The following is a 15,753-nucleotide window of genomic DNA, read 5'->3' as shown; positions in this document are numbered from 1 at the left end:
TTGGCTTACTCCTTGGCGGCGCCGGCGGTCGCCGGGGCCTCGTCGCGGTATCGGGAGTAGGGCGAACCCTTCTCGGCGAGGGCCTCGAGCGCGTCGGGGTGGATGCGGACTTCGGCTTCGAGGTGAGCCTTGAAGCCGGTTCCGGCCGGGACGAGGTGGCCGAGGATGACGTTTTCCTTGAGTCCGACCAGGTAGTCGGACTTGCCGGCGAGGGCGGCTTCGGTGAGGACCTTGGTGGTCTCCTGGAAGCTCGCGGCCGAGATGAAGCTTTCGGACTGGACGGCCGCCTTGGTGATCCCCAGAAGCTGGGTGCTCGCCGCGGCGGGCTTGGTCCGGAGCCATTCGGCCTTCTTGCCGCCGCCGGCTTCGACGCGGAGGTTTTCCTGCTCGAAGTGGTCGCGGGGGACGATGTCGCCGACGCGGTACTCGCTGTCGCCCGGGTCCTTGATCTTGACGCAGGCGGTCAGCTCGTTGTTGACGCGGCGGAACTCGAACTTGTCGATGACCGAGCCGGGCAGCAGGCCGGTGTCGCCGAGACTGTCGACGCGGACCTTGCGGAGCATCTGGGCGATGATGATCTCCAGGTGCTTGTCGTCGATTTCGACGCGCTGGGACCGGTAGACGTTCTGGATCTCGCGGAGCAGGTAGCGTTGAACCACCTCCTCGCCCGAGATCCGGAGGATGTCGTGCGGGACCAGCGGGCCTTCGACGAGCGGGTCGCCGGCGCGGACGCGGTCGGAGCCGTGGACGCGGAGATACTTGCCGTGGGGCACGAGGTGCTCGCGTTCGATGCCGCTCTCGTTGCGGACGATGATGGTCCGCTTGCCTCGGCGCTTCTCTTCGAGGAGTTCGACGCGGCCGTCGATCTCGGCGATGACGGCCGGCTCCTTGGGCCGCCGGGCTTCAAACAGCTCGGTGACGCGGGGCAAGCCGCCGGTGATGTCCTGGGTACCGCCCACTTCGCGGGGGGTCTTGGCCACGAGCGTGCCGGCCGTGATCATCTGGCCGTCGTCGACCTCGATCGTGGCCCGCTCGGGGATGTACTTGTAATCGAGCGTCTTGCCTTCGGCGTCGACGATGACGATCTGCGGGTGCAGGTCGCCCTTGTGCTCGATGATGGTGCGGCGGATGTGGCCGGAGGGGTCGGCCTCGGCCTTCATGGTCTCGCCCTCGACGATGTCGTCGAAGCGGATCTTGCCGCCGACCTCGGCGAGGATCGGGATGTTGTGAGGATCCCACTCGCAGAGCATCTGGCCGCGGTTGATCTGCTGGCCGTCCTCGACGATCATCATGGCGCCGTCGGGGACGTCGTACTTCTCGAGTTCGCGGCCCTTGGGGTCGAGGATCTGGATCTCGCCGTTTCGCGACAGGGCGATCTGTTTGCCCTCGTCGTTGATGACGATGTTCAGACCGACGAACTTGATCTTACCCTCGCGCTTCGACTTGACGTCCTTGTCTTCCACGGCGCGGGTAGCCACGCCGCCGATGTGGAACGTTCGCATCGTGAGCTGGGTGCCGGGTTCGCCGATCGACTGGGCGGCGATGATGCCCACCGCCATGCCGATCTCGACGAGCTGGCCGGTGGCCAGGTCCATACCGTAGCACCGGCGGCAGACGCCCAGGGGCGCCTCGCAGGTCATCGGGCTGCGGACCTGGATCTTCTCGATCTGCATGTCCTCGAGCTTCCGGGCCGCGGCCAGGGTGATCATCTCGCTTTCACGGACGACCACGGTGTCGCTGATCGGATCGAGGATGTTGACCCGGCTGACCCGTCCTCGGATCGACTGCGCCAGGCTGACTTCGACCTTCTCGCCCTTGTAGATGACGCCCTTGGTGATGCCCTGCGACGTGCCGCAGTCTTCGATCGTGATGACGACGTTCTGGGCGACGTCGGCCAGTTTGCGGGTCAGGTACCCCGAGTCGGCCGTCTTGAGAGCCGTGTCGGCCAGGCCCTTTCGGGCGCCGTGGGTCGAGCTGAAGTACTCGAGCACCGACAGGCCTTCGCGGAAGTTGGCCTTGATCGGCGTCTCGATGATCTTGCCCGACGGCTTGGCCATGAGGCCTCGCATGCCGGCGAGCTGGCGGATCTGCTCGACGCCGCCGCGGGCGCCGGACTCGGCCATCAGGAAGATCGGGTTGTGGTAGCCCTCGTTCTCGCGGGTGTCGGTCCGCAGGGCTTCCATCATCTCGGCCGTGATCCGTTCACGGGCGTGGGTCCAGGCGTCGAGGACCTTGTTGTACCGCTCCTGGTCGGTGATGATCCCGCGGTGGTACAGCTTGTTGTTGCGAAGAACTTCCTTCTCGGCCTCGGCGATGATCGCGTCTTTCGTCAGCGGCGTCTTGAGGTCGTCGGTGGCGAACGACAGGCCCGACCGGGTCGACTCGCGGAAGCCCAGGTCCTTCATGCGGTCGAGGAGACCGATCGTTTCGCGACGGCCGAGGATCTGGTAGCAGTCGGCGATGATGCTCTGGAGCTGCTTCTGCCCCAGCGTCAGGTTGTAGTACGGCATCTTCGCGTGGAGGATGTCGTTGAACACCACCCGCCCGACCGTGGTCTGCACGATCATGCCCGGCGAGAACTCTTTCTCGCTGTCGCCGCGGAGCTTCTTGTGGGCCGGCAGCCGCAACTTGATCACCGAGTGGACGGCGACCTTGCCCTGACTGTGAGCCAGGAAGACCTCGTTGGGCGCCGAGAAGATCATGCCGTCGCCGACCTCGCCGGCGCGGGAGATCGTCAGGTAGTACGAACCCATGACGATGTCCTGGGTCGGGCTGATGATCGGGTTGCCGTTGGCCGGGCTGAAGATGTTGTTGGTCGCCATCATCAGGGTCATGGCCTCGACCTGCGCCTCGATCGACAGCGGCAGGTGGACGGCCATCTGGTCGCCGTCGAAGTCGGCGTTGAACCCCTTGCAGACCAGCGGGTGGATCCGGATCGCATTGCCTTCCACCAGCACCGGCTCGAACGCCTGAATGCCCATTCGGTGCAAGGTCGGCGCCCGGTTGAGCATCACCGGATGGTTGCGGATGACTTCCTCAAGGATGTCCCACACCTCGTCGGTGCGGCGCTCGAGCATCTTCTTGGCCGACTTGATCGTATCGGCGTGGCCGAGCTCCTTGAGACGGCGGATGATGAACGGCTGGAACAGCTCCAGCGCGATCTTCTTGGGAAGTCCGCACTGGTGGAGCTTGAGGTCGGGGCCGACGACGATGACCGACCGGGCCGAGTAGTCGACGCGCTTGCCCAGCAAGTTTTCGCGGAACCGGCCCTGCTTGCCCTTGATCATGTCGGTGAGCGACTTGAGCGGGCGGTTCGAGCTGCCCAGCACCGGCCGCTTACAACGGTTGTTGTCGAAGAGGGCGTCGACGGCCTGCTGGAGCATCCGCTTCTCGTTGCGGATGATGACCTCCGGCGCGTTCAGGTCGACCAGCTTCTTCAGCCGGTTGTTGCGGTTGATGATCCGCCGGTAGAGGTCGTTCAAGTCGCTGGTGGCGAAGTTGCCCGAATCCAGGAGCACCAGCGGACGGAGGTCCGGCGGGATGACCGGGATGCACTCGAGCACCATCCACTCGGGGCGGTTGTCGCTGTCGCGCAGGGCCTCGACGACCTTGAGCCGCTTGGTCAGGTCCTTGATCTTCTGCTTGCTCGTCGTCTCGACCAGGTCCTGGCGGAGCTTCTTGGAGAGCGTCACCAGGTCGAGCCGCATCAGCATCTTGCGGACGGCCTCAGCCCCCATGTCGGCTTGAAACGTGTCGCCGTACAGCTCGCGCGACTTGCGGAACTCGTCCTCGGTCAGGAGCTGGCGCTCCTTCAACGGGGTGTCGCCGGCGTCGACGACCACGTAGTCCTGGAAGTAGATGATCCGCTCCAGGCTGCTGGTCTTCATGTCCAGGAGCGTGCCCAGGCGGCTGGGCATCGCCTTGAAAAACCAGATGTGGACGACCGGCGCGGCCAGCTCGATGTGGCCCATCCGCTTGCGGCGGACCCGCGAGTGCGTCACCTTGACGCCACAGCGGTCGCAGATCATCCCCTTGTACTTCATGCCCCGATACTTGCCGCAAGCGCACTCCCAGTCCTTCTCGGGACCGAAGATCCGCTCGCAGAAGAGCCCGTCCTTCTCGGGACGGTACGTCCGGTAGTTGATCGTTTCCGGCTTCTTGACCTCGCCGAACGACCAGCTCCGGATGTCGTAAGGGCTCGCCAATCCAATCTTGACGGCCCCATAGTCGTTAATACGATCGTAGGCACTTTCGCCCATGCTCACGAGACACTCTCCTCCGCAGGCTCAGGGTAGTCTGAAGCGGGGTGGTTGGTGGGTGAAAGCGGCGGTCGCTCTCGATTGATTCAACGTGCTGACGACCGTCCGGATCAACGGAACCCAAGCTCATGTCGGGGAATGCAAGCGGACCGAAGGTCGGCCCGTCCCCTCTTCTCTGCTCAGCCAAGAACAAAAAAAAAGGTCCGCGTACGGGCTCTCCCTTTGCCAGCGGAGAACCCCGCGGTTATGAAGGTCTTCCTGAGACCCAGGTCGCCAAGTTGAACTCCTCCCTGACCGGTTTTTCGGTCAGACTCCGGCGCCCTCGCGATTCCTCGACCCTTGAAGCGTGCGCGCGCAGCCAGCAAATGCGTCGGAATCGACTCGCGATAAAATCGCATCCTGTGATCCTAAGCAATCACAGGGCCAATTCCAAGTAAAATTTCTGCATGAATTCCCGGAATTCTCCCAGGTTTGTGTCACGATCACCTAAATCGCATGGAGGATTGAACTTGGGGAGGGAGGGTAAGTTCGCCTCCCCACCCAACGCAAACCCTCGTTCGGGACTCAGACGGTTTTCGAGACGTTTTTCCTCCGACTGGAGAGCGAATCATGGCGACGGAAGTCTTGACGAAACAGGCTCTCAATCGGGCCCTGCTCGCGCGTCAGATGCTGCTTTCGAGGCAGGCGGCGTCGGTTTCCGAGGTTCTCGAACGGCTGCTCGGGCTCCAGGCGCAAGAGGCGGCACCGCCGTTCATCGGCCTCTGGACCCGGATCGAGGGATTCCAGCGCGACGATCTGCTGCGATTACTGCGCGACCGCGCGGTCGTCCGCGCCACGCTCCTGCGAGGCACGCTCCATCTGGTGAGCGCCCCGGACTACCTGGCGTTTCGGTCGACCTTTCAACCGATGTTCGACGCGGCGCTCAAGGCGGTGCTCCGTGATCGAACCTCGGGCGTCGACGTCGCCGTGCTCGTGGGGTCGGGCCGTCGTCTGTTCGTCGAGGAGCCTCGGACGTTCACGAAGATGCGGGCCGCCTTGATCGACCTCTTCCCCGGCGGCGACGAGCGGGCGATGGGCTACACGGTCCGGATGCGGGTCCCCCTGGTCTCGACGCCCGACGACTCGAAATGGGGGTTCGGCGGCGACCCCGAGTTTCATGATGCGGCGACCTGGCTGGGCCGGGCACCCGGGCCGGAACCGAGGGCCGAGGAATTGGTCTTGCGCTATCTTGCTGCCTTCGGTCCGGCGGCGGCGGTCGACGTCCAGGCGTGGTCGGGAGTCGGCGGCGCCCGCGAGGTCCTCAATGCGTTGCGGCCGAGGCTTCAGACGTTTCGCGACGAGCGGAAGCGCGAGCTGTTCGATCTGCCGGACGCCCCCCGGCCGGCGGCCGAGACGCCCGTACCCGTGCGGTTCCTTCCGGGCTTTGACAACGTGATCCTCGGCCACGCCGACCGATCGCGGATCATTGACGACGCGCATCGGCCGAAGGTCACGACCAAGAACCTCCAGGTCCTGCCGACGTTCCTGGTCGACGGGTTCGTCGCCGGCACGTGGAAGATCTCGGGGGCCGGGGCCAAGGCCAAGCTCACCCTGTCGCCGTTCGGCCCGATGACGGCCGCCGCGAAGGCGCAGCTCTCGAAGGAAGGGAAGGAGTTGATGCGGTTCGTCGAACCGGACGCGAGCAAGCCGGCGATCGAGTTCGCGGCGGCATGACGGCCGTTCGGACGATGGGGGAAAAACCGCGGCCTCCGCTTCGAGGCGTCCGTAAGGGACGTTCGCGAGGCGGAGGCCGTCGGGGATGGTTGAAGCGCGGGGGCGAGGTCTGGGGTTGGATCAGACCCGCTTCTTCTCAAGCTGCATGTTGAGCCCGAGGCCGCGGATTTCGTTGGTGAGCACGTCGAAGCTCGCCGGGGTGCCGGCTTCGAGGGTGTTCTCCCCCTTGACCATGCTCTCGTAGATCTTCGTACGTCCTTCGACGTCGTCGGACTTGACGGTGAGCAGCTCCTGGAGGATGTAGGCGGCGCCGTAGGCTTCCAGGGCCCACACTTCCATTTCGCCGAACCGCTGGCCGCCGAACCGGGCCTTGCCGCCCAGCGGCTGCTGGGTGATCAAGGAGTACGGCCCCGTGGCGCGGGCGTGGATCTTGTCGTCGACCAGGTGGTGGAGCTTCAGCATGTAGAGGTAGCCCACCGTGACCCGCTGGTCGAATTTCAGACCGGTGCGGCCGTCGTAAAGCTCGGCCTTGCCGTTCTCGGGGAGGCCGGCGTCCTTGAGGCACTGGCGAATGGTCTCTTCGCTGGCCCCGTCGAACACCGGGCAGACCGCCTGGAAGCCAAGCTTGGCGGCGGCCCAACCGAGGTGGGTCTCGAGGATCTGGCCGACGTTCATACGGCTGGGCACGCCCAGCGGGTTGAGCAAGATCTCGACGCCGGTGCCGTCGGCGAGGAACGGCATGTCCTCTTCAGGGAGGATCTTGGCGATGACCCCCTTGTTGCCGTGGCGGCCGGCCATCTTGTCGCCCACCGAGATCACCCGCTTGGTGGCGATGTAGATCTTGACCATCTGGAGCACGCCCGAGGGCAGCTCGTCGCCGCGCTTGAGGCTGTTGAGCCGGCGCTCCTTCTCGTCCTTGAGGGCCTCGATCCGCGGGGCGTACTGGCGGACGACCTCGCGAGCCTTGGCCGAGGCGTCGGGACTGCGGAGGTCGAGCGCTTCGAGCTTGAACCGATCGCTCTCGTCGACGAGGTCCTTGGAGTCCTTGGTCCGGCCCAGCGGCTTGCCGCTGGAGGGGTCGGCGACGGGGCCGCCGACGGCCTCTTCAAGGGCCTTGACCATCTGCCTGTACTCGTCGGCGATGCGGACGTTCTCGCCCCCCTCGGTGTCCTTCAGCTCCTTCTCGAAGGCCTTGCGCTCGTCTTCGCTGAGGCTCATCCGGCGGCTGAACCGCTGGGTGTTGATGACGATGCCCTCGACGCCCGAGGGGACTTCCAGCGAGTCGTTCTTGACGTCCTCGCCGGCCCTTCCGAAGATCGCGTGCAGCAGCTTCTCTTCGGGGGTCAGCTCGCTCTTGCTCTTGGGCGCGACCTTGCCGACCAGGATGTCTCCCGGCTTGACGTAGGTGCCGATCCGGACCACGCCGTTGTCGTCGAGGTTGCGAAGCGCCTTCTCGGAGACGTTGGGGATGTCGCGGGTGAACTCCTCGCGGCCGAGCTTGGTCTCGCGGATCTCGATCTCGAATTCCTCGATGTGGATCGAGGTGTAGACGTCCTCGCGCACCAGCTTCTCGCTGATGATGATGGCGTCTTCAAAGTTATAGCCGTCCCAGGCCTGGAAGCCGACCAGGACGTTGCGGCCCAGGGCCAGCTCGCCCTTGTAGGTCGAGGCCCCGTCGGCCAGGATCTCCCCCGTCTTGACCTGCTGCCCGACCTTCACGATCGGCTTCTGGTTCAGGCACGTCCGCTCGTTGAGGCCGACGTACTTGCGGAGCTTGTAAATGTGGTTGTGGTCGATGATCACCCGGGTCGAGTCGACGTAGGTGATCGTCCCGTCCTGCTGCGCCTTGATCACCATCCCCGAGTTGCCGGCGACCGAGTACTCAAGGCCGGTGGCGACGATCGGCGGCTCGGCCACCAGAAGCGGCACGGCCTGGCGCTGCATGTTCGATCCCATGAGCGCGCGGTTGGCGTCGTCGTGCTCAAGGAACGGGATCAACCCGGCCGAGACCCCGACCATCTGCTTGGGCGAGATGTCCTGGAACTGGATGCTGTCGACCGGCACCGACACGAAGTCGGTCTGGTAGCGGGCGATCAGCGTCGGTCCCTTGAGCTTGCCGTGGTCGTCGACGGCCGCGTCGGCCGGAGCGAGGTAGTTTTCGCTCTCCTCGTCGGCCCGCATCCAGACGACCTCTTCGGTCCCCCTGCCCGCCTTGATCTTGCGGTACGGGGTGATGAGGAAGCCGTATTCGTCGACGCCGCCGTAGATGCCCAGCGAGCTGATCAGACCGATGTTGGTCCCTTCCGGGGTCTCGATCGGGCAGATCCGGCCGTAGTGGGAGATGTGGACGTCGCGGACCTCGAAGCCGGCCCGTTTGCGGTTCAAACCGCCGGGGCCCAGCGCCGACAGCCGCCGCTCGTGCGTGAGCTGGGCCAGCGGGTTGGTCTGGTCGACGACCTGCGACAGCTCGCCGCGGCCGAAGAAGTATTCGATCGCCGCGCTGATGCTCTTGGGGTTGATCAGCGACCGCGGCGTCATGTCCTCGGCGTCTTTGAGGCTCATCCGCTCCTGGACGGTGCGGCGAAGCTTGAGGAAGCCCTTGCGAAGCTCGTCGGCGGCCAGCTCGTCGATCGTCCGCAGGCGGCGGTTGCCCAGGTGGTCGATGTCGTCGATGTGGACCTTCGGGTCGGTCCCCTTGCGAAGCCGGAGGATGTAACGGATCGCGTTGACGTAGTCCTCCGGGTCCAGCGTCATCTGGTCGTCGGGGATCGTCTGGGTGAACTTGCGGTTGATCCGGAACCGGCCGACCTTGCCCAGCCGGTAACGGTTGGTGTCGAAGAACTTCTCGTGGAACAGCTCACGGGCCTTCTCAAGCTGGGGCGGGTTGCCCGGCCGGAGCCGCTGATAGATCCGCAGGAGCGCGCTCTCGTGGTCGGTGGTCGGGTCCTCCTGAAGCGACTGAAGGATGAGCTGGTCGCGGGCGTCCTTGAGGACGCGGATCGGGCCCAGGTCGCCGGCGTCGGCGAACACCTGCGCGAGGGCCTTGGAGATCGTCGCGCCGCTGTCGATCAGGACTTCGCCGGTGTTGGGGTCGACGACGTCGCCGCAGGCGATCTTGCCTTCCAGCAGGGTCGCCGCCTTGGAATCGGACGAGTCGATCTCCTCCGATTCGTAGAACGTGTTGAGGATCGCCTCGTCGGACGAGAAGGCGGGGCTCATCGCACGCAGCAGCGTCATCGACGAGAACTTGCCGGACTGGTCGATGCGGACGCCCAGAGTCTCTTTCTTGGTGACCTGGAGCTCGATCCAGCTTCCCCGCTCGGGGATCACGCGGCAGGCGTGCAGCTTCTTGTCGGTCGACTCGACCTCGACCACGAAGTCAACGCCCGGCGAACGGTGAAGCTGGCTGACCACCACCCGCTCGGCACCGTTGATGATGAACTCGCCGCCGCCGATCATGACCGGCATGTCGCCGAGGTAGACCGACTCTTCGAGCGTGGTCTCGCCCTTGTTCAGCCGCAGCCAGACGTGCAGCGGACGGCCGAACGTCAGCCGGAGCTGGCGGCACTCGTCGGGGTCGTACCGGGGCTTGCCCAGATCGTACCGGATGTACTCCAGCTTGAGCGTCTTGTCGTAGCTCTCGATCGGGAAGATTTCGCGGAAAACACCCTCCAGCCCCGAATCGGCGCGGGCGTCGGCGGGGTCGTCGGCCTGGAGAAACCGTTCGTAGCTGCGGGTCTGAATCTGCGTCAGGTCGGGGACCTGAAATTCGTCGTGGATTCGGCCGAAATTCCGCTTCAGGGCCGGAACGATTCGCCGCACAGTGGTCGGAGTGGGCATAAGGTCGCGCTCCTCAAGAGAAGAAAGGGGCACGGGCCGGAGTCACGGGCGTCGTCCCGGGGGTCGTTGCGGAACTCGCTTCCTTTCGAGTCCGCCCGTCGCGTCGAATTTCCATCATCCCAAAAGGGAGCGGCCCGCGGCAGTCCGCGGGCGATTCCAAACCGGGAGAATCCGTGATCGCGGACGCCCGGGTCGGCTCGGTCGGTCGGACGAACCGAGCCGATCGCGTCTCCGGGCGGTCGAGCTGAAACGACGAAGCCGGTGATACGTGCACGAAATTGCGGTCGATCTGTGAGGTTCCGATGAGGGCCGGGGCGGGAGGCGTTCCAATCGCCGCCCGCGCGTCAGGCCGACCTCCAACGTGCGGCCGGGCGCCGTCGTCGAAGTCAGCCCGAGGATCGCTCGAAACGGGGTCGTCGGCCTGTCCTGGTCGTCGTGAACGCATCGTGATCCGGGCCAGAGACCGCCGCGTTCGCGTCGTGATCGCGGACCGAGCAGAGCAGAGCAAGGAGGGACGACGACGGGGACGCCTGGGGCGGACGACGATGACGACGTCGCCCGCATCCCCGCGAAACGAAGCGGGCGAGGGAGACGCGGCCTCTCGAATGTCGAGACGCCGAGGACCTCCCTCGCTGGCTGTTGCGTTTCAAAAACCGAGACGCCGAACCGAGCGGTCCGGCGGCCGGCTGGAGCGGATTCGCTCGCGGATTTACTTGATCTTGACCGTGGCGCCGGCTTCCTCGAGCTCCTTCTTGAGCTTCTCGGCGTCGTCCTTGGCGATACCGGTCTTGATGGCCTTGGGAGCCGCCTCGACGAGATCCTTGGCTTCCTTGAGGCCCAGGCCGGTGGCGGCGCGGACGATCTTGATGACGTTGATCTTGTTGGCGCCGATGGCTTCGAGGCTGACGTCGAACTCGGTCTGCGGCGCGGCGGCCTCGGTCGGGGCGGCGGCGGCGGCCGGAGCGGCGGCCACGGCGGCGGCGGCCGGCTTGATCCCGTGGACCACCTCAAGGTAGTCGCCCAGGGCCTTGGCTTCGAGGACGGTCAGGCTGACGATCGACTCGCCGAGGGTCTTGATGTTGTCGGCGAACGAGGGGGCTTCAGCGGTGGACATGGCGGAACGGATCCTTTCTAGCTCGATCGTGGAAAACGCGGCTCAAGCGGCGGCGTACGTCGTCGCTGACGCACCCGGACAAATTGGCTGAAAAATCGTTTACTCGCGGCGGTCGTCGGTTGCGAGTGGAACCCGCGACCGCACCGCCACATGAATTGCTGCGTCGGAGTCGAGCCGAAGCCGGCTCAGGACCCCGCTTCGGTCGTCGCGGCGGGCGCTTCGCCCTCGGCTTCAGGCGTGGCGGCGGGCTCTTCGCCCCCGTCCCCATCGGCCGAGGCCCCCTCGGAAATCGTTTGAAGCTGGCTCGCCAGGCTGCCGATCGGGGCGTTGGCCAGGGCGATCACCCGCTGCGCGGGGGCGATGGCCATCGCGGCGACGCGTCCGATCAACGCCTCGCGGCTGGGGAGCTTGGTGATGTCCTCGACCTGCTCGGGGCCGATCACCACGCCGTCGACGGCGCCCCCCTTGATCGCGGGCTTCTTGAGCTTCTTGACCTGGCCGGAAATCTCCTTGGCCAGCTCGGCGACGCCCGCCCCTCCCCAGACCAGGACCGAAGGCCCTTCGAGGTACCTCGAAAGCCCGTCGACGCCGATCTCGGTGAAGATCCGACGCGCCAACGTGTTCTTCAACGTCCGGACGCGGATCGACTTCTTTCGCAAGTCGCTGCGGAACTGGTGCTCGCTGACGGCGTCCAGTCCCTTGAAGTCGAGGATCAGCATCGACCGGCTGTCGGCCAGGTCCGTCCGAAGCTGATCCATCATCAGTTCTTTTACGTATTTACTCATGACTTGGACCGTGGTTTCCGATTCGACGAAATTCGGGTGGTATCGACCCCGGGCGAGCGCGACGCGAGCCGGCTCACGCGGAAACCCGGACGCCGGGGCTCATGGTGGCCGAGATGGTGACCGTCTGGATGTACGTCCCCTTGGAGGAGGCCGGCTTGAGCGTCCGCAAGAAGGCGAGGAACGCGGTGATGTTCTCGATCAGCTGATCTTCCGTGAAGTTGATCTTGCCGACGGGAACCGCGACGTTGCCCCCCTTGTCGTTGCGGAACTCGATCTTACCCGCCTTGAACTCCTTGACCGCCGAGACGATGTCGGTCGTCACGGTGCCCGAGCGAGGCGACGGCATCAGGCCGCGAGGGCCGAGCACGCGACCGAGCGGACCGACGACGCCCATCATGTCAGGCGTGGCCAGGGCGACGTCGAAATCCATCACGCCCCCCTTGATCTGCTGGGCCAGGTCGTCGGCGCCAACGATGTCGGCACCGGCGTTCCGCGCCTTCTCGGCGTTGTCGCCCTGGGCGAACACCGCCACCCGGACGTTCTTGCCGATGCCGTGCGGCAAGGCCACCGACCCGCGCACGTTCTGATCGCTCTGCCGGGGGTCGATGCCCAGGTGGGTCGAAACCTCGACCGTCTGATTGAATTTCGTCGTGTTGAACCCCTTCAGGAGCTTCACGGCTTCCGGCAACGGCACCGGGACCGCGATCTTCACCTTGGAGCTCAACGCGCGAAAGCGCTTCGAATGATATGGCAAGTCGTCACCCCTTTCGCCCTTGGACGGGCTGCCGCCTTAGTATGGGAAACTCTCGGGCCGTCGGCGGGCGGTCGCGCCTGGTTCCGGCCGGTGGTCTCAACTCGGCTCGCGCCGAGATGTGAACCAACCTCAACGTCTTGATCATCCTGCAACTGCGAGGCTCGCCTCACGGCCTGCCGACCCGACCGAACGGGCGGCGGTCGGCGCGATCAACCCTTGATTTCGACGCCCATGCTCCGGGCCGTGCCGGCGATAACGCGGCACGCGTGGTCGATGTCGCGGGCGTTGAGATCGGCGAACTTGGTCTCGGCGATCTTCTTCACCTGCTCGGCGGTCACCGTGCCGACCTTGGTCTTGTTGGGCACGGCGGAACCCGCGGCGATCCCCGCAGCCTGCTTCAGCAGCACGGCGGCCGGCGGGCTCTTGGTGATGAATTCGAACGTGCGGTCCGAATAGATCGTGATTTCGATGGGGATCGTGGTCCCCTTCATGTCCTTGGTCCGTTCGTTGAATTGCATCACGAACTGACCGATGTTCACGCCGTGCTGACCGAGCGCGGGCCCGACCGGAGGCGCGGGGGTCGCCTGTCCCCCGGGACACTGGAGCTTGACCTTCGCCGTCATCACCTTGGCCATCGCGGATTCTCGCTTCCCTTGAAACCTTTGCTTGGTTCGTTCGACTGCGGGTGCGTGTCGATTCGTCGTTTCGATTCGAGCGGCGGCTGCGTGCTTTCAACTTCGGAGCGGGCGTCGCGCCGGCCGACTGACCCATTCCGGTCCGGCGGCTCGCACCTCGCGACGAAGCCGACGCGGGCTCGCGGCCCGCGTCGATCGACCGAAGACGACCCGCTCGAATCAGATCCGCTCGAGCTGCCAGTATTCGAGGTCGACCGGGGTGGGCCGGTTGAAGATGATCAGCATCACCTTCACCAGGCCGCGGCCCTCGATGACCTCTTCGACGGTCCCTTCGAAGTTCTCGAAGGGGCCGTCCTTGATCTTGACCCGATCGCCCCGTTCGACGTCGATGCGGACCTTCGGGCTCTCGGCGGTCGTCTTCTCTTCTTCTTGATGAAGCATCTGGTTTACTTCGGCGTCGGTCATCTTGGTGGGGGTGCCGTGCGCCCCCACGAAGTCTCCCACGCCCGGGGTCTCGCGGACCAGGAACCAGGTCTTCTCGTTCAACTCCATGTGAACCATGATGTAGCCGGGGTACGTCTTGCGCTCGACGATCCGCTTTTTGTTGTTGCGGATCTCGGTGATCTTCTCGGTGGGGACGACGATCCGGGGGCTGCCGTCGGGGTTCTTGCCGAAGAACCGCTCGAGCGCCTGGATCTTGACCCGGCGCTGGAGCGCCGCGGCGATCGTGTCTTCCCGCGAGCTTTGCACCTTGAGGACGTACCAGACCAGTTCCGGCGGGGGCTCGTCGTCGTCCGGGTCGTCGACCGCGGGCGGTTCGGGGGGCTCGACGCCGGAGTCGACCGCGGGCGGTTCGGGCTCCGGTTTGTGAGCAGCCGCCTTCGACGCGCGGGCGGCCGACTTGCCGCTGCCGCCGTCGGGCGTCTCCTCTTCCACGTGCACGACCTGGTCGACCGGCGCAAGACCGCCATCCGTCGAAACGGAGTCGGACGCGTCGGAACCCGGGGGCGAATCGTCAAACTCTTGCGTCAGGTCACTCATGGAACGTTGTACGGCGATTCTCTCTACGGGAACGAATCTCGCGCCGCGCGTCGCTTCAGCGAAGAAGACTCCGGCTCGAGAGCGGGGTGCAGCCTGCCTTGGGAAAGTCGAACCTGAAGCAGGAGGCGGGGAATCGGACTAGTCTACCGAGCCGACCCTGGCGTACGGAAGCCCAAAACGAAAATCTCCAGGGCTTCCATCCGGCGACAGGTCGGCTCCGGGCGTCGGAGCGGTGAGTGGGAGGTGCGCCGGGCGACCTCCCAAGGGTCGGGGCCGCGTCGTGTTTACGACGTCGAACCGAACCCTCCTCCGCCGCTGAACTGGAGCACGCCGATGTTTCGCAGGATGAACAGCCAGAACCAGTCGACGACGAACAGGTAGACCGCCATGACGAGGACCGCGACCAGGACGACGACCGTCGATCGGTAGAGGTCTTCCTTGGACGTCCACGAGACCTTGTTCATCTCGGCTTCGGTGGCGATGAGGAACTCGGCGAACGGCGGGTAGTGGACGATCCGGAAGACGGTCCAGCCCAGCACCAGAGCCACGGTCGCGGGGATGCCCAGCCGCCAGAGCGGCGTATAGTCGAGGGAGGCTTCATAGAGCCGCCAGACGCCGGCCGCGACGATCACGCCGAGGGCCACCCCTGTGTACAAGCGGGCGTGCCAGCCCTGCATCGGCTTGTAGAGAGCGGTGTTCAAAAGATTCAGGAAGAACTGGGAAATAGCGCTGACGGCCCCCCCGCTCGGCTTCCCTTTGAGGGGCTTCGTCGGCTTTTGCCCCGAGACTTCGTCTTTCACTTTGCCCATGGCGACCGTTCCATTCGGAATGGGGAAACCGCGATCTCGAAAGAATCGTGAATCAAAGTCCCGGAGGCGAGGGTTCGAGTGGTCGAACCTCGGCTCGCGGTTGCCTCGATGATTCTCCTGCCTGGGCCCGCAGGCCCCGTCCGGCGTCGCTGGAACCGACCCGACGCAACGCCCGCGGGTTGCGCGGGCGTCGAAGCACGAGCGGAGGGAATCGAACCCCCAACCGCCGGTTTTGGAAACCGGTGCTCTGCCAATTGAGCTACGCTCGTGTGATTCGTCGGCTGATCGCCGGCGAGCCCTCTCCGTGGGGAAAAAGCCCAACCAGTCGATCCGCCGTCGCATTTGATAGGACGGTCGCGCCGTCCATTCTCGCGACCAGAGTCGGCCGTCGCGGTTTTGGCCGGTCGGGACCTGAAATCGCCGGCCGGCGGCCGATCGGCGATTCCGGGTCGGGTCACTTCTTCCGCGACTCTTTGTGAGACGTATGCAGGCGCTCTCGTCGGCAGTACTTCTTCAGCTCCAGCCGATTCGCGCCGCGGGTCTCTTTCTGGACGCGGTAGTTGCGTTCGCCGCAGGCGGTGCACTCGAGCCAGACGTATTCACGCATTGCAATAATACCTCGGTTCCGTCGCTCCCGCCGCCGATTCGGAGACCACGTTCGGTCCGATCGGGCTGGGCCGGGAGGCGGCCGGACGTTCCAGAACACTTGCGGTGCGACCTCCCGGCTTCCGGCCATCAGGCGGAGGCGGGGACCGCGCCTTGGGGGCGACGATCTTCGGATATCGCGGAATCAAAGACGCCGA

The 15,753-nt window shown here is 65.2% G+C and carries 10 protein-coding genes and 1 tRNA gene; 1 reads left to right on the top strand and 10 read right to left on the bottom strand.

Translation table 11 applies throughout. From position 1 onward, the window contains the following. Positions 1-5 precede the first annotated feature (5 nt). Positions 6-4,265, bottom strand: a complete 4,260-nt coding sequence (gene rpoC, locus BSF38_RS13555) for a DNA-directed RNA polymerase subunit beta' (RefSeq protein WP_076346405.1) — start codon at positions 4,263-4,265, stop codon at positions 6-8. Positions 4,266-4,868: 603 nt separating this feature from the next. Between rpoC and BSF38_RS13550 the strand changes: the two genes are divergently transcribed. Next, complete coding sequence (locus tag BSF38_RS13550) at positions 4,869-5,972, top strand: winged helix DNA-binding domain-containing protein (RefSeq protein ID WP_076346404.1); 1,104 nt, start codon at positions 4,869-4,871, stop codon at positions 5,970-5,972. A gap of 120 nt (positions 5,973-6,092) precedes the next feature. On the opposite strand, the gene rpoB is transcribed toward BSF38_RS13550, so the two are convergent. From rpoB to rpmG, 9 genes are all read right to left on the bottom strand, one after another. Then, positions 6,093-9,812, bottom strand: coding sequence for a DNA-directed RNA polymerase subunit beta (gene rpoB, locus BSF38_RS13545; RefSeq protein WP_076346402.1), 3,720 nt, complete (start codon positions 9,810-9,812; stop codon positions 6,093-6,095). 709 nt (positions 9,813-10,521) lie between these two features. Then, entirely contained in the window at positions 10,522-10,926 is a 405-nt protein-coding gene (gene rplL, locus BSF38_RS13540) for a 50S ribosomal protein L7/L12 (protein WP_076346400.1), read from the bottom strand. A 185-nt stretch (positions 10,927-11,111) separates the two neighbouring features. Next, positions 11,112-11,711 (bottom strand): 50S ribosomal protein L10, encoded by a 600-nt coding sequence (gene rplJ / locus BSF38_RS13535; RefSeq protein WP_076346398.1) that lies wholly within the window; start codon positions 11,709-11,711, stop codon positions 11,112-11,114. A 73-nt stretch (positions 11,712-11,784) separates the two neighbouring features. Continuing rightward, complete coding sequence (gene rplA, locus BSF38_RS13530; RefSeq protein ID WP_076346396.1) at positions 11,785-12,465, bottom strand: 50S ribosomal protein L1; 681 nt, start codon at positions 12,463-12,465, stop codon at positions 11,785-11,787. A gap of 209 nt (positions 12,466-12,674) precedes the next feature. Then, on the bottom strand, positions 12,675-13,100 hold the full coding sequence (rplK, locus tag BSF38_RS13525) for a 50S ribosomal protein L11 (protein WP_076346394.1): 426 nt from the start codon (positions 13,098-13,100) through the stop codon (positions 12,675-12,677). A gap of 219 nt (positions 13,101-13,319) precedes the next feature. Then, positions 13,320-14,141: a transcription termination/antitermination protein NusG gene (gene nusG, locus BSF38_RS13520; RefSeq protein WP_083712923.1), complete on the bottom strand. Its 822-nt coding sequence runs from the start codon at positions 14,139-14,141 to the stop codon at positions 13,320-13,322. Between the two features lie 284 nt (positions 14,142-14,425). Beyond that, positions 14,426-14,950 carry a preprotein translocase subunit SecE gene (secE, locus tag BSF38_RS13515; RefSeq protein ID WP_076346392.1) on the bottom strand — a complete coding sequence of 175 codons (525 nt, stop codon included), beginning with the start codon at positions 14,948-14,950 and terminating at the stop codon, positions 14,426-14,428. Between the two features lie 196 nt (positions 14,951-15,146). After that, positions 15,147-15,219, bottom strand: a tRNA-Trp gene (locus BSF38_RS13510). Between the two features lie 185 nt (positions 15,220-15,404). Beyond that, entirely contained in the window at positions 15,405-15,557 is a 153-nt protein-coding gene (gene rpmG / locus BSF38_RS13505) for a 50S ribosomal protein L33 (protein ID WP_076346390.1), read from the bottom strand. Positions 15,558-15,753 lie beyond the last annotated feature (196 nt).

This window comes from Paludisphaera borealis (assembly GCF_001956985.1).
Lineage (GTDB): Bacteria > Planctomycetota > Planctomycetia > Isosphaerales > Isosphaeraceae > Paludisphaera > Paludisphaera borealis.
This window is presented reverse-complemented; position numbering and strand designations above follow the sequence as displayed.

Coding starts and splice junctions, on each gene's coding strand:
- rplK (WP_076346394.1), bottom strand. CDS start 13,100: ATGGCCAAGGTGATGACGGCGAAGGTCAAGCTCCAGTGTCCCGGGGGA.
- nusG (WP_083712923.1), bottom strand. CDS start 14,141: ATGAGTGACCTGACGCAAGAGTTTGACGATTCGCCCCCGGGTTCCGAC.
- BSF38_RS13550 (WP_076346404.1), top strand. CDS start 4,869: ATGGCGACGGAAGTCTTGACGAAACAGGCTCTCAATCGGGCCCTGCTC.
- rpmG (WP_076346390.1), bottom strand. CDS start 15,557: ATGCGTGAATACGTCTGGCTCGAGTGCACCGCCTGCGGCGAACGCAAC.
- secE (WP_076346392.1), bottom strand. CDS start 14,950: ATGGGCAAAGTGAAAGACGAAGTCTCGGGGCAAAAGCCGACGAAGCCC.
- rplL (WP_076346400.1), bottom strand. CDS start 10,926: ATGTCCACCGCTGAAGCCCCCTCGTTCGCCGACAACATCAAGACCCTC.
- rpoB (WP_076346402.1), bottom strand. CDS start 9,812: ATGCCCACTCCGACCACTGTGCGGCGAATCGTTCCGGCCCTGAAGCGG.
- rplJ (WP_076346398.1), bottom strand. CDS start 11,711: ATGAGTAAATACGTAAAAGAACTGATGATGGATCAGCTTCGGACGGAC.